This window comes from Acidovorax sp. GW101-3H11, assembly GCF_001633105.1.
Lineage (GTDB): Bacteria > Pseudomonadota > Gammaproteobacteria > Burkholderiales > Burkholderiaceae_C > Acidovorax.
Map to the genome: position 1 here is coordinate 13,307 of NZ_LUKZ01000013.1, position 12,915 is coordinate 26,221.

Below are 12,915 nucleotides of genomic sequence, written 5' to 3' on the forward strand. Positions count from 1 at the left end.
TCACTGTAGCAGCGGCGTGCCCGGCAGCTCCACCCGCGCCTCCAGCCCCTGCGCGCCGTCCGCGCGCGGCCCCAGCACCAGGCGCCCGCCCAGGGCCTGGGCCAGCTCGTTGGCAATGGCCAGGCCCAGGCCCGTGCCGCCCGTGCCCCGGTTGCGCGAATCCTCCAGCCGCACATAGGGCTGCAGCACGGCCGACAGCGCTGCGGGCGGGATGCCCGGGCCATGGTCCAGCACACGCACCAGCCACTGGCCCGGCGCGCCCGCCTCCAGCGTCAGCTCGGCGGCGCCCGCGAACTTGAGCGCGTTGTCCACCAGGTTGCACACCAGGCGGCGCAGGGCCTGCGGGCGGGTGTCGCAGGTCACATCCACTGCCTGCAGCAGGTGTACCGGCAGGCCGGCATCGGCGTAGTCGCGCGCAATGCTCTCCACCAGCGCGCGCAGGTCCACGCGCTGCGGTGGCTCGCGCACGGCCTGCGATGAGCGCGCATAGGCAATGCCCTCCTCCACCAGCGACTGCATCTCGGCCAGGTCGGCATGCAGCTTGCCCTGCAGCACGGGGTCGTCCAGCAGGTCGGCGCGCAGGCGCAGGCGGGTGATGGGTGTTTGCAGGTCGTGCGAGACGGCGGCCAGGATCTGCATGCGCTCCTGCATGTGCGCCTGGATGCGCTGCTGCATGCGGTTGAACGCGGCGGCGGCGCGCACCACTTCGCGCGGGCCGTTTTCGGCCAGGGGCACGGTGGGGCGGTCGGCGCCCAGCGCATCGGCCGCGTCGGCCAGCGTGTTCAGGGGTCGCGTGGCCGCACGCACGGCCCAGGCACACAGGCCCACCAGCAGCGCCAGCTGCAGCGCCAGCGCGCCCAGCACCCAGGGCGATATCTGCAGCCGGGGCTCGTCCATGTCCACGGCCAGGGGTGTGCCGTCGGCCAGGCGCAGCTGCAGCCGCAGCTCGGTGCCGGGTACATGGGGGTCGATCACCTGCACCGGGCGGTCGGCAGGTAAGGTGGCCGCCACGGCGTTGGCAACAAGGCGCGCAAGTTGCGAGGGGTCTTCGGGGGCGTCCAGCGGTTCGGCCAGTGCAAAGCGGTAGTTGCGGCGCGCCAGCCGGTCCACCCACTGTGCGCGCTCGGTGGCAGGCAGGCGTTCCAGCATGGCGACCGAGCTGGCCACGTCGCTCGCGAAGTACGACACCATGGCCCGCCGCATGGTCATGCTGCGTTCGGTGAACGCGAGCACAAAGGTCAGCGCATGCGCCAGCGCCAGGCCCAGCGCCAGCACCAGCAGGATGCGCCCGAACAGCGAGCGCGGCCACCCGCGCAGCGTCATGGCGCAGCCTCCTGGGAGGCTGACGCGGCGTGCACGTCGGCGCAGAACACATAGCCCTCGTTGCGCACCGTCTTGATGTAGCGCGAGCCGCGTGCGCCATCCCCCAGCCGCTGGCGCACGCGGCTGACCAGGAGGTCGATGGAGCGGTCAAAGACATCGGCGTCGCGCCCCTGCGTGAGCTGTAGTAGCTGGTCGCGTGTGAGGATGCGCTGCGGGTGGTCCAGCAGCACACGCAGCAGCCGGTATTCGGCGCCCGACAGCGCCACCACCGCGCCGGTGGCATCGAGCAGGTGGCGCGCCGTGGTGTCCAGCCGCCAGTCGCCAAACGCGAGGTGGCGCGCGGGCTCGCCCACGGCCAGGTTGGGCGGCAGCATGCGCGTGCGCCGCAGCACGGCGTGGAGGCGCGCCAGCAGCTCGCGCGCGGCGAAGGGTTTGGTCAGGTAGTCGTCGGCGCCCAGCTCCAGGCCCAGGATGCGGTCCGCCTCGTCGCTGCGCGCGGTGAGCATGATGATGGGCAGCGGCGGCGCACCGGGGCTGCGCAGCTCGCGGCACAGGGTGATGCCGTCGGTGCCGGGCAGCATCAGGTCCAGCACCAGCAGGTCGATGCGCTGCGTGGCCAGCACCTCGCGCATTTGCCGCCCGTCGGCCGCCACGCTCACCTGCAGGCCCTGGCGCTGCAGGTACTCGGCGGCCAGCTCGCGGATGCCGGCGTCGTCATCGACGATCAGGATGTGGTCGGGCGGGGGCGTCGTCATGGCGGCCATTGTCCGGGCTTTGGCGGCGCTGTGTTGGGGCAACGCAGGCCCGTATGTATCTGAACTTGTCTGCCCGGTGTCCCGACAAGCGTGCATACCAAAAGCCCCTGGCCAGACAAACCACCGATACCTGCGCTGGCTTCAATGGCGTCTTCCTGAACTTCACGAGGACCTTGCCATGAAACCATCCATCGCCGTGGCTGCCTTGCTGGCCCTGGGCCTGGCGCACGCCGCCAGCGCGCAAGAGGCCACCAAGCTGCAGCCCGCCGCTGCCGCGCAGCCCACATCCCAACCCACCTCTGAGCGTTCATCCCAGCCCAAGGCCCCGCTGGGCCGCTGGATCACCGAAAGCGGCAACCTGGAGGTGAACATTGCCCCCTGCAACCCGGGCGGGGGCAACACCCTGTGCGGCAAGGTGGTGCGCGTGCTGGCCAACCGCTCCATGAGCGGGCCGGGCACCGACATGGCGGCGGCCGATGCGCGGCCCGCGCTGGGCATGATTCTGCTGTCGGGCCTGCGCGCGGCCGAAGGTGGCAACAGCGAGTACCAGGGCGAGATCTACAACCGCGAAAACGCTAAGACCTACCGCGCCCACCTCACCCCGGCCGAGCCCGACCAGCTGCTGGTGCGCGCCTACGTGGGCATCCCGCTGTTTGGCAAGACACAGGTGTGGCGCCGCCCGGCCGCCGAGCACGGGGGCGCGCAATGACGATGGCCATCACCACCACCTCGCCCTGGCTGGCCGTGGCCGCCGGCATGCTCACCGTGGGTGCGCCCTGCGTGCTGCCCATGCTGCCGGTGGTGCTGGGGGCCTCGGTGGGCGGCAGCGGTTCTGCGCAGCGCACGCGGCCGCTGTTCATTGCGCTGGGTTTTGCACTGTCGTTCGCGGCCGTGGCACTGCTGTTCAGCAGCTTCACGCAGGTGCTCGGTGTGTCGCAAGAAGGCCTGCGCCGCTTTGCCGCCGTGATGCTGCTGGTGTTTGGCGTGCTCACGGTGTGGCCCCGGCCGTTCCAGTGGCTCAGCCAATATGCGGGCGGCGTGCTCAGCCGCCTGGCCAGCCTGGGCATGGGCAGCGGGGGCGGCAACTGGGGCGGCCTGCTGCTGGGCCTGAGCCTGGGCGCCGTCTGGACACCCTGCGCCGGGCCCGTGCTCGCCTCCATCCTCACCCTCATTGCCACCGAGCCTGCGGGCCTGGGCACCGCCGTGCTGCTGCTCGCGTATTCCACCGGCGCGGCGCTGCCCATGCTGGCCATTGCCTACGGCGGCCAGGCCGCCGCCACCCATGTGCGCCGCATTGCGCGCCACGCGCACCGCGTGCAGCAGGTGTTTGGCGTGGTGGTCATTGCCATCGCGCTGGCCATGTTGTGGGAGGTGGACGGGCAGATCACCGCCTGGCTCACGCAGTTCTATCCCTCGGGCTGGGGCGGCCTGTAGCCGATCACCCCCATCGCCCCGTCTTCGATTGCAAGGAGTTTCACCATGGCATCGCATCCCTCTTCATCCCTCTTTGCGGAGCGCCGCGCGTTTCTGGCGTCGCTGGCCGCTGTATTGGCGGCGCCTGGCCTGGCCAGCGCCACGGGCCCCACCAGCCCCGCCGCTGCATTGCCCGACTTTGGCGCCGCGCCCGAGTTCACCGGCATCGAGCGCTGGTTCAACTCCGAACCGCTGAGCCTGGCCCAGCTGCGCGGCCGCGTGGTGCTGGTGGACTTCTGGACGTACGCCTGCATCAACTGCATCCGCACCCTGCCCCATGTGAACCGCTGGGCCGAGCGGTACACGCCCCAGGGCCTCACGGTGGTGGGCGTGCACACGCCCGAGTTTCCGTTCGAGCGCTCGGCCAGCAATGTTGAAGCGGCCATGCGCCGCTACGGCGTGAAGCACCCCGTGGCGCAGGACAACCGCTACGGCACCTGGAAGGCCTACAGCAACCAGTACTGGCCCGCCACCTACCTCATCGATGCGCAGGGCCGCATTCGCTACAAGCACTTTGGCGAAGGCGAATACGAGCGCACCGAGAGCGTGATCCGCACGCTGCTGGCGGCCAGGGGCTGAGCCGCCCGATGGCTTCCGCCTCCTTGTTTGTTCTTCCGTTTCCCACAACTTTTTGACAGAGGTCTTTTCACCATGCGCCCCTTTCCTCGCCACCTGACCCGCTCGTTTTCTGCCGTCGCCCTGGCCTGCACCCTGCTGGGTGTGGCCCCGGCCAGCCAGGCCCAGGCACCGCAGCTGCCGCCGCCGGACGCCACCCACCCCATGACCCTGCAGCTGATGCAGGGCTTCCCCCCGGCGCCCGACAAGATCGTGCGGCTGGCCAACATCCTCAAGTACCCGAACGTGCGCTGGGCCGCGCAGCACCTGCGCGAACTGGGGCCCACGGCCACCATCTGGCGCGGTGCTGCAGCGCCCAGCGCGCTGCCCGCAGCGCCGCGTGCCTTGCCCGACACCCTGGCGTTTGCCGACGACAAGGGTGCGCCCACCACGCTGGCCGACTGGCAGAAATCCACCTACACCGACGCCCTGCTGGTGCTGCACCGGGGCCGTGTGGTGTACGAGCGCTACCACATCGGCATGCAGCCCCAGCAGCCGCATGTGCTGTGGTCCATGAGCAAGTCGCTGGTGGGCCTGCTGGTGACCGAACTCATCCAGGAAGGCGCGATTGATGCCAACGCGCTCATCCCGCGCTACCTGCCCGAGTTGGCCACCAGCGCCTGGGCCGACGCCACCGTGCAGCAGGCGCTGGACATGACCACCGGCGTGAAATACGCCGAGAACTTTGCCGATCCCACTTCGGGCGTGTTCCAGTACCTGGCCGCCGCAGGCCTGCAGCCCGCGCCCCCCGGAAGCAACGTGGCCAAAAGCATGGCCGAGCACCTGCCCACCGTGCAGAAGGAAGGCGAGCACGGCACTGCGTTTGCCTACAAATCGGTGGACACGGAAGTGCTGGGCTGGCTGCTGCAGCGCGTGACCGGCAAGAGCTACGCCACGCTGTTGTCCGAACGCATCTGGTCCAAGCTGGGCACGCAGGAGGACGCCTATGTGTTTGCCGACGCGAACGGCGGCCAGGCCACCAGTGTGGGCGTGAATGCCACCTTGCGTGACCTGGGCCGCCTGGGCGAAATGCTGCGCTCCAACGGCCGCTTCAACGGGCAGCAGATCGTCTCGCCCGCCACCATTGCCGAGCTGCGCAAGGGCGCCGACCCTGCCAAGTTCAGCAAGGCCCCCGGCACTGCCATGCGCGCGGGCTACTCGTACCACAACCAATGGTGGCTGCCCCACGATGCCGATGGCAGCTTCGAAGCCAAGGGCCTGATGGGCCAGCACATCCACATCAACCCGGCGGCCGAGCTGGTGGTGGTGAAACTCTCCACCCATCCCGTGCCCAACACCGCCTTCACTCACGCGCTGGATCGGCAGGCCTTTGCCGCACTGGCCAAGGCTGTGCGCTGAGCCTTGCACGCCATCCCCCGGGGCTGGGCCATTGTGGCCCTGGTGGCCAGCCCAATGCCCAGCCCCTTCTTCATCCCCCGAGGATCTTTGCACCATGTCCCCCCAACCCTGGCTGGCCAGCTACGGCGCCATCCCCGCCCACATCGACCCCGACAGCCATCCCAGCGTCGTGCACCTGCTATGCGCAGCCATGCAGCGCTACGCACATCGGCCCGCATTCACCTGCCTGGGGCAGACGCTGACCTATGCGCATGTAGACCAGCAATCCCGCGCGTTTGCGGCCTACCTGCAGAACGTGCTGCGCGTGCGCAAGGGCGACCGCATCGCCGTGATGTGCCCCAACCTGGTGGCGTTTCCCATCGCCATGCTGGGCATTGCGCGCGCGGGCTGTGTGCAGGTCAACGTGAATCCGCTCTACACCCCGCGCGAGCTGGAGCACCAGCTCCTGGACGCAGGGGTCCGGGTGATGGTGGTCTATGCCGGGTCCACCGCCACTCTGGCCGCCATCCAGGACCGGGTGGAACTGCACAGCATCATCACCGTGGCGCCCGGCGACGGCACTGCAGCCGACCTGCCCGGGCCGCCGGTGGATGCCCACCTGCACACCACCACCTCGTTTGCGCGCGCCCTGGCCGAAGGCGCCACCCTGCCCTTTGCGCCGCCCGTGCTGGAGGGGGGCGACCTGCTGTTCCTGCAGTACACCGGGGGCACCACGGGCCTGTCCAAAGGGGCCATGCTCACGCACCGCAACCTGGTGGCCAACGTGGAGCAGTTCAAGGCCTTCGTGCCCGATGCCCTGCGCCCCGCGCAAGAGGTCATCGTCACCGCCATTCCGCTTTATCACATCTTCGCGCTCATGGTGAACCTGATCAGCTACTTTGCGGTGGGTGCACGCAACTGGCTGGTGCCCAACCCGCGCGACCTGGACGCGCTGATCCACGTGCTGAACGCCGCGCGCCCCAGCGTGTTCATGGGGGTTAACACGCTGTACGCCGGGCTGGCGGCGCACCCCGGCACGCAGGGCGTGGACTTCTCCAACCTGCGGCTGGCGGGTGGTGGAGGCGCAGCCATCCTGTCCTCAGTATCTGCCCGCTGGCAGGCCATCACCGGCCAGTTCATCCGCGAAGGCTACGGCCTGAGCGAGACCAGCCCCGTGGTGGCCTTCAACCCCGCATCGGTCACTGCTTTCAGCGGCAGCACCGGTCTGCCCCTGCCTTCCACCGACGTGCTGCTGCTGGACGACCAGGGCCACCCCGTGCCCCTGGGCCAGCCCGGCGAGGTCTGTGTGAAAGGCCCCCAGGTCATGGGCGGCTACTGGCAGCAGCCCGAGGCCAACGCAGTCGCCTTTACCCCCGACGGCTACTTCCGCACCGGCGACATCGGCCAGCTGGACGAGCGCGGCTTCCTCAAGATCGTGGACCGCAAGAAGGACATGGTCATCGTCTCGGGCTTCAACGTCTTTCCCAACGAAATCGAAGCCGTGGCCACCGCCTGCCCCGGCGTGCTGGAATGCGCCTGCATCGGTGTGTCAGACGATAAAACGGGCGAGGCGCTGAGGCTGTACGTGGTGCGCGCGGCGGGCACTGCGCCACCGGTGGATGCAGACCAGATCGCCGCCCACTGCCGCGCCGCACTCACCGCCTACAAGGTGCCCCGGCAGATCGTGTTTTTGGAGGCCCTGCCCAAGTCCAGCGTCGGCAAGATCCTGCGCCGAGAACTGCGCGACATGGCGTGAGCGCGGGGAGCGGCGGTTTCAGACGGTGGCGGGCTTGTGCAGATCAGAGGTGCGAGACACCTCAGCACTTGTCGGTAGTCAGCCCCGCCGCTGCAGATCCCGCGCCCCGTAAGCGCAGTACCCCGGCTTGGGGCTCTTCTTTTGTGGGTGCAGGCGGCAGGTCTCGGGCCGCTTGTCATACACCGTGCACCGCCGCGTCTTGGGGTCCAGAAAGTTGCAGTCCCCACTCGCCCGCCGTGCCATCGTGAAGATCGCGTTCTTGTGGTTGAAGTGGTCAATCAACCGCGCCTTCTGCAGCCGCTTGGCAATGTGGCGAATCTCTTCATGCTCGGCCTCGAACGGGTCCACCAGTTCCAGCCGCACCAGGTCGGACAGCTGCACCTCCAGCGGCATCGTGCAGCAGTTGGCCGCGCAGGTGTCGCACAGGCCCGCGCGGTAGCGGGACCAGGTGTCCAGGCGGTCTACGTCAACGATGGCAATGGAGGAGCGCATGGGGGTGGGATTGTGCCTAAACTCGATCTGCCCAGGCGCACACGGCGCGGTGCACAGCGTCTGTGGGCACAAACTCCTGCTCCAGCCGGCCCTTGTCCTGTGCGCGCAGGTGCGCGTCCAACGCTCTCTCCTCGGGCGTCCACGTGCCTGTAGCGGTATTGAGAGCATGCACCGGTTCGGCCACGGCCAAGCTCTGATGGACCGTGAAGGTGGCGCGGTCCATCAGCAGTGCCTGCAAGTGCGGCAAATGGTTGCGTGCCGTGGCCAGCATGTGCAAGCCCCAGGTGTCCAGGTCGCCCCAGTAGCCCACGCTGCACGCCTGCAGCCAGGGCGCGGCCAGCCAGCCCAGGTTGAGGCCCGCGCCCAGCACGGCGACGGTGTCCGCCACGGGCTGCGGTAACTGGTGCAGGCACCGCTCGTTTTCCACCAGCAGGATGCGGCGGGCGGGCAGTGGTGCGGTCAGCAGCTCGCTGGCGCGGACGCGCAGGCGTGCGAAAGGCAGCAGGCCGGGGTACAGCGGGGCGATGAGCAGCCAGTGGTCGTCCTCCGGCAGCGCGCCCAAAAAGCCCACCAGCCCCTGGCGGCTGGCTTCGCCGTCAAAGCGCTCGTCCAGCAAGGCGGTGAGCAGGCTGGCGTGGCGCTCGAAGAATTTGCTGTCGTTGCCTTGCACGGCCAGCGCGCGCAGCGGTTTGCTTTGGGCGCAGTCAGGCTCCAATTGCAACGCCATGCGTGCGGCGGCGATGACAGCGTCCGTGGGCGTGTCGCGCCACTGCACCAGGCGGCGCACCAGCAGGCGCTGAAAGCCGGGACGCTCCACCGCCGCGATGAGGGCACCGAGCCGGGTGTAGTCGCTTTTGACCTGCGCATGCCCCGGCACCTTGAAGTGAACGATGGCCGCCACGCACTGCGAGGGTTTGGCCAGTTGCCAGTGGGTGGGCACGGCGACGGCGTCGCTGCTGCCCCGGTAGCGCCGCTCCTGCCACTGCACATTGCCCAGGCCGTGCTGCTCCACGGCGCGCCATTGCTGCAAATGGCTGCGCAGCGTGGCGGCGTCGTTCAGAAACACGGCAGTGTCAGGCTGGCCGATGGGCAGGGTCAGCGGCCACGCTGTGGCGGTGCCAAGAAGCTGGCGCTCACGCCAATCGGCGCTGTTCCATTGCTGGGCCAGCCGTGCGGTCAGTTCCTGGGGTGACTTCATGCCTCGATGCCGGTAGAGGCGCTGAGTGTGCCGGGGGTGCTTGGCGCGCTGCGGCGAAATGCATCAATCTCCTCCCACCGCAGCGACGCCAGCGTGGCCTGCGCGCCGCGTCGGTGCACCACGACGGCGCTGCGCGTGTGGTTGCGCAGCAGGCGCACTTCCTTGTTGGGCGTGACGAACAGCGCGTGCAGGCCAAACTCGCGCAGCGCCTGGATGATGCGCGCGGCCACGGCTTGCGAGCTTTTGGAAAACGCCTCGTCCAGAACGATGGTGCCGAACACCGGGCGGCTGGCGCCATCGGGGCACAGCGCGTAGCTCAGCGAGGCGGTGAGCACGTAGCTGGCGATGATCTCCTTCTCGCCCCCGCTGCCGCCTTGCGATCCGGTGCGCCGCTCCAGCATCTGGCCGCTGGCCCGGTCCAGCACCAATACCGCGAACTGCAGGCGGTAGCGGGCGTCCAGCAGCGCTTGCGCGGCTTTGCTGCGGCGGTTGCTGGCGTGGGTTTGCAGGATCTCCACGATGGCGCGCAGCGCGCGGTAGTGGCTCTGGCCGCCATCGTCGCGCAGGCTTTCGGTGCGCAACTGGCCCTGGGCACGGTTCAGCTCTTGCAGGCTTTGGTGGGCGACGGCGCGGGGCTCCAGCTGCAGATAGCGGCCGGGCTGAAAGTCCACGCGTTGCAGCGTGTGGTTGAGCTGGGCAATGCGCTCTTCAATGTCCGCCACCTGCGCGGCGATGCCATTGAGCAGCGTGTCCACACCCTGCTGCGAAGTGTTGTTGAGGTATTCCTGAAACCGCTGGCGTTTGTGCGGCAGGGCTTCTTCCTCCAGCACCTGCAGGCGCTGCAGGTAGTGGGGCAGCGCGTCTACCTCTTGCGCGTGGTCGGCCAGCGCGCCGCGGTCTTCGCCTTTGGCCTTGCCCATCTGGCGCACGATGTCGGTGTGCAGGGTGCTGAGCTTTTTGCTGGCGTCGGAGGTTTTGGCTTGTACCGCAGTGCCTGCGTCGCGCTCCTGGGCTGCGAGGTTGTCGCCATCGAGCGGGGGCAGGCGGTGCCCGTTGCTGGCCAGTTGCGCGGCAAAGTCGGCGTCGATGGCGAATGTGTCGGTGCTGCGCGCTTGGTACGCGCCGTGCTGCTTCTGCGCCGCCGCCCGCAAGGTCTCGTCTTGCGTCTGTGCCGCTTGCAGATCGCGCAGTTGGCCCTCCGCAGCGCGGGTGTGGGTTTGCGCGGCCTCCCAGCGCTGCTGGGCCTGTGCGGTGTCGGAGTCGGGGTGGAGCAGCGCCTGCAACTGCTGCTCTTTGTGCTGCAACTGCGTTTGGGCGGCGGTGGCGTCCAGGTTTTCGTACCGCAGTGCCTGGAGCGCGGCCCACAGCTGGCGCTGCTCTTCCGCGCGGCGCTGGGCGTGCAAAGTTTGGGTCTTTTGGGCCTCCAGCGCTTGATGGTCAAGCGCTAGCAGCTCCTTTTGTTGTAGCAATTGCACCAGCCGGTCACGGTTGTCAAACCCCGTCATCCAGTCCTGGTCCAGCCGCTTCTGGTCTTGTTTGTCGAAGTGGCCGGATTGGCTGGACATCAGCCCCTGCGCCGTCATGGCGTGGGGCGTGCGCTCCAGGGTTTGCACGTCGGGCACGCAGTGGCGGTCCACGTTGGACAGCAACTGGCGCAGCGTGTTCAGGTGGGCCGTGGGCGCTGCGGGCTTGAGGTTGAGCTTGCGTGCAAAGCCGTCGGCCAGGAAGGCCGCAGGCGTGGCATCACGCACTTCCAGCAGGCGCACATGCAGCCTGTTGTGCCGCTGGTTCACCCACTGCAGGGCGGCGTGCATCGCTGCGTGGGGCACCAAAATGCGCAGCCGGTGGCTGCCCAGTGCGCGCTCGATGGCGCCGCGCCACGCCTGTTCGGCCTTGCGCACCTCCACCAGTTCGGCGGTGAAGGGCAGATCGCTTTCCGGCAAGTCCAGGTGGTCGGCCAGCTCGGCACGAAAGCGCTGGTGCTCCATCGGCAGGTTGGAGCCGGGGCGCTGGCGCACGGCGTCGTATTCGGCCTGGATCTCGTTCAGGCGGGTGTGGGCGTTGTGGGCCTGGGCGATGGCGCGTTCGGCGTCGGCCTGCAGCCCGGCGTCTTGGGCGTCAATCTGCGCCATCGCCGCCTGGGCTTGGGCCTGGTGGCTGGCCAGGTGGTCAGCCCCTGCGTGGGCCCCCAGCCCCAGGTTGCGCGCCAGTGCCTGGTATTGCGCCAGGTTGCTCTGGACGCGCGCCAGCTCCTTGCGTGCGTGGTCAATGTTCTCGCGCAGCACGTCGATGTTGGCGCCACCGGCTTGCAGGTAAAGGCCGTGCAAGTCCTGTTCGACCTTTCGCGTGGTGTTGACACGCTCTTGCGCGGCATGCAGTTCTTCACCCCGCGCCGCAATCTGTGCCTGCAGTTGCGTGATGCGCTCGCCCCACCATTGCACGCCCTGCGCCGCAAACCATTGCGGCAGCTGTTGCTGCAGCGCCTGCAAGTGCGCCAGGTGCTGGGCCTGCTGCAGCTCGCGCGCAGCCAGGTCGCGCAGCGGCAGCAGCGACACATACTGCGCGTTGGCCAGCTCCAGGTCGGCGTGGATGGAAGCCAATTCGGCAAACACATCCACCACCTTTTGTGCGTCTTCAAAGGCCGAGTGATCGTCCAGCACCAGCTCGCGAAAAATCTCGTCAATGCTGTTGAGCTGCTTGAGCCCCGCCGCGCGGTTGAGCAGCGTGAAGGCATTTGGCCCCACTTCGAAGAAGCTGTGCAGCTTGGCCAGGTACGGCGCCTTGCTGCTGAACATCTGCAGGCCGTCGCTGTCCTTGGCCAGCCGAGTCAGTGCCCGCGCGCCGCCGCTGTGTTGTTCTTCCAGCCACAGGTCCAGGCTGTGGCCTGTGCCCTGCGCAAAGAACCAGCGCTTTTGCATGTCGGCGGCAGATTGGCTGCTGCCGTCAAACCACAGCAGCGCGCCGAGCCAGACCGATTCAGCCCCGCGCACCAGCCGTGCGGCGATGCCCGTGGCGCAGCGCCCGGCGCGCGCAATGTGGTCGCCGCTGTCGTTGCCCTGGCCGCTGGCGCCGCGCACATAGCTCACCAGGTCGCGGTCGCTTTCGTGCCCACCGGTGGAGGCCAGGTTGTAGCGCGGGCTGGCGCACAGCAGTGTCATCAGCGCATCCACCAGCGTGGTCTTGCCGCTGCCCGTGGGGCCGATGATGGCGCTGTTGCCGGGGTCGATGCCCACCTGGTGGCGGCCTGCGAACGCACCCCAGTTGTACAGGTGCAGCTCTTGCAGGATGAAGGAGGCGTCGGCGCTCATGGCGCGCCCTCCCCGTGGCCTGCGCCGCCTGGTTCCGCCACCGCACGCAGGCGCAGCAGCAGCGTTTGCAGGTTCTCGGGGTTGAGCAGGTGCACGATCATCGGGCGGATGGTGATGCAGTCTTGCGCATCCACCTCGGTCACCATGCCGTGCGTGCGCAGGTTCTCCAGCAGCTGGCCCAGGCGCTTGCGCTCTTGCATGTCGCTGCCGGTGGCCCCAAGGTAGGTTTCGAGCTGCGGCAGCAGGCTGTCTACGGTAACGCGCACCGCCGTGCCGGTGCCGCTTTCCTGCTCGCGCTGCAAGAACTCGCGCCGCAAAAGGGCCAGCAGCAGCGATTGCTCCAACGTCAGCCGCTGGCGCTTCATCAGGGGATGTGTCCAGTCATCCTGCTCGCTCTCGTCGGTGTCGTCGCCCGCGTAGTCGGGCACCACGGCCAAAAAGGCCAGCCCGCGCACGTCGTCCACCACCACGCGCAGGTCCAGCGGCTCCAGCAGCGCATCGAGCAGTGTGGTTTGCGCCGCAATCAGGTTGAACAGCTTCGGCTTGGTCGCAGATTCGAGCCAGCCGTGCGCTAGCAAAAACTGTAGCGCCTGGCGCACGTTGGGCGGCGTTCTTGAGGCATTAGGTGCCGCCATGCCGCTTTCAACAAGCGCAGGT

General features: G+C 68.4%; 11 protein-coding genes. 5 read left to right on the forward strand and 6 right to left on the reverse strand.

What is annotated here, in order from left to right:
- Together A1D30_RS14410 and A1D30_RS14415 are read right to left on the reverse strand one after the other, a co-directional pair.
- Entirely contained in the window at window positions 1-1,323 is a 1,323-nt protein-coding gene (locus A1D30_RS14410) for a HAMP domain-containing sensor histidine kinase (RefSeq protein WP_063461422.1), read from the reverse strand.
- On the reverse strand, window positions 1,320-2,078 hold the full coding sequence (locus A1D30_RS14415; protein WP_063461567.1) for a response regulator: 759 nt from the start codon (window positions 2,076-2,078) through the stop codon (window positions 1,320-1,322). The genes A1D30_RS14410 and A1D30_RS14415 overlap by 4 nt, the downstream gene beginning before the upstream one ends.
- A gap of 178 nt (window positions 2,079-2,256) precedes the next feature.
- Between A1D30_RS14415 and A1D30_RS14420 the strand changes: the two genes are divergently transcribed.
- The 5 genes from A1D30_RS14420 to A1D30_RS14440 all read left to right on the forward strand — a co-directional run bounded on the left by A1D30_RS14420 (window position 2,257) and on the right by A1D30_RS14440 (window position 7,260).
- Entirely contained in the window at window positions 2,257-2,787 is a 531-nt protein-coding gene (locus A1D30_RS14420) for a DUF2147 domain-containing protein (protein ID WP_063461423.1), read from the forward strand.
- Window positions 2,784-3,512, forward strand: a complete 729-nt coding sequence (locus A1D30_RS14425) for a cytochrome c biogenesis CcdA family protein (RefSeq protein ID WP_082836464.1) — start codon at window positions 2,784-2,786, stop codon at window positions 3,510-3,512. Before A1D30_RS14420 ends, A1D30_RS14425 begins: the two co-directional genes overlap by 4 nt.
- A gap of 45 nt (window positions 3,513-3,557) precedes the next feature.
- Window positions 3,558-4,130, forward strand: coding sequence for a thioredoxin family protein (locus tag A1D30_RS14430; protein WP_063461425.1), 573 nt, complete (start codon window positions 3,558-3,560; stop codon window positions 4,128-4,130).
- Window positions 4,131-4,202: 72 nt separating this feature from the next.
- Window positions 4,203-5,525, forward strand: a complete 1,323-nt coding sequence (locus A1D30_RS14435) for a serine hydrolase (RefSeq protein WP_063461426.1) — start codon at window positions 4,203-4,205, stop codon at window positions 5,523-5,525.
- A gap of 94 nt (window positions 5,526-5,619) precedes the next feature.
- The gene (locus A1D30_RS14440) at window positions 5,620-7,260 is read left to right on the forward strand and encodes an AMP-binding protein (RefSeq protein WP_063461427.1); all 1,641 of its coding nucleotides are present in this window, start codon (window positions 5,620-5,622) and stop codon (window positions 7,258-7,260) included.
- A gap of 78 nt (window positions 7,261-7,338) precedes the next feature.
- On the opposite strand, the gene A1D30_RS14445 is transcribed toward A1D30_RS14440, so the two are convergent.
- Genes A1D30_RS14445 through A1D30_RS14460 form a run of 4 tightly spaced genes read right to left on the reverse strand, consistent with a single transcriptional unit; the run spans window position 7,339 to window position 12,893 of the window.
- Window positions 7,339-7,752 (reverse strand): YkgJ family cysteine cluster protein, encoded by a 414-nt coding sequence (locus tag A1D30_RS14445; protein ID WP_063461428.1) that lies wholly within the window; start codon window positions 7,750-7,752, stop codon window positions 7,339-7,341.
- 16 nt (window positions 7,753-7,768) lie between these two features.
- Window positions 7,769-8,950, reverse strand: a complete 1,182-nt coding sequence (locus tag A1D30_RS14450) for a Wadjet anti-phage system protein JetD domain-containing protein (protein WP_063461429.1) — start codon at window positions 8,948-8,950, stop codon at window positions 7,769-7,771.
- The gene (locus A1D30_RS14455; RefSeq protein ID WP_063461430.1) at window positions 8,947-12,258 is read right to left on the reverse strand and encodes an ATP-binding protein; all 3,312 of its coding nucleotides are present in this window, start codon (window positions 12,256-12,258) and stop codon (window positions 8,947-8,949) included. Before A1D30_RS14455 ends, A1D30_RS14450 begins: the two co-directional genes overlap by 4 nt.
- Complete coding sequence (locus tag A1D30_RS14460) at window positions 12,255-12,893, reverse strand: DUF4194 domain-containing protein (protein ID WP_063461431.1); 639 nt, start codon at window positions 12,891-12,893, stop codon at window positions 12,255-12,257. The genes A1D30_RS14455 and A1D30_RS14460 overlap by 4 nt, the downstream gene beginning before the upstream one ends.
- Window positions 12,894-12,915 lie beyond the last annotated feature (22 nt).

Coding starts and splice junctions, on each gene's coding strand:
- A1D30_RS14410 (WP_063461422.1), bottom strand. CDS start 1,323: ATGACGCTGCGCGGGTGGCCGCGCTCGCTGTTCGGGCGCATCCTGCTG.
- A1D30_RS14415 (WP_063461567.1), bottom strand. CDS start 2,078: ATGACGACGCCCCCGCCCGACCACATCCTGATCGTCGATGACGACGCC.
- A1D30_RS14420 (WP_063461423.1), top strand. CDS start 2,257: ATGAAACCATCCATCGCCGTGGCTGCCTTGCTGGCCCTGGGCCTGGCG.
- A1D30_RS14425 (WP_082836464.1), top strand. CDS start 2,784: ATGACGATGGCCATCACCACCACCTCGCCCTGGCTGGCCGTGGCCGCC.
- A1D30_RS14430 (WP_063461425.1), top strand. CDS start 3,558: ATGGCATCGCATCCCTCTTCATCCCTCTTTGCGGAGCGCCGCGCGTTT.
- A1D30_RS14435 (WP_063461426.1), top strand. CDS start 4,203: ATGCGCCCCTTTCCTCGCCACCTGACCCGCTCGTTTTCTGCCGTCGCC.
- A1D30_RS14440 (WP_063461427.1), top strand. CDS start 5,620: ATGTCCCCCCAACCCTGGCTGGCCAGCTACGGCGCCATCCCCGCCCAC.
- A1D30_RS14445 (WP_063461428.1), bottom strand. CDS start 7,752: ATGCGCTCCTCCATTGCCATCGTTGACGTAGACCGCCTGGACACCTGG.
- A1D30_RS14450 (WP_063461429.1), bottom strand. CDS start 8,950: ATGAAGTCACCCCAGGAACTGACCGCACGGCTGGCCCAGCAATGGAAC.
- A1D30_RS14455 (WP_063461430.1), bottom strand. CDS start 12,258: ATGAGCGCCGACGCCTCCTTCATCCTGCAAGAGCTGCACCTGTACAAC.
- A1D30_RS14460 (WP_063461431.1), bottom strand. CDS start 12,893: ATGGCGGCACCTAATGCCTCAAGAACGCCGCCCAACGTGCGCCAGGCG.